1 protein-coding gene is annotated in these 231 nt (G+C 68.4%); it reads right to left on the reverse strand.

Annotated elements, in window-relative coordinates; genetic code table 11:
• On the reverse strand, window positions 1–231 hold a 231-nt coding region (locus AC0L3U_RS40365), incomplete at both ends, for an STN domain-containing protein (RefSeq protein ID WP_473365266.1).

The raw sequence follows: 231 nt of genomic DNA on the forward strand, positions 1-231 counted from the left end.
CCTGCAGCAATTGGCGCAGGGCTTGCTCGGGCGAGAGGTCGCCGTCCACCGACGGCGCTTGCTTGCCCGCGACCAGGTCGGGGCTGAAGAATACTTGCAGTGACGTTTGCTGCCCCAATTGGCTCAGCGCCGTGCCCAGGGGTTGGGCGCGAATATGGATGCCCTCGCCCGCGAATGCGGCAGGCAGCGCCGTGCTGACCTCAATGGCCAGGGCCAGAGGGGCCCAGCGGG

This window comes from Bradyrhizobium sp. Kon69 (genome assembly GCF_055807515.1).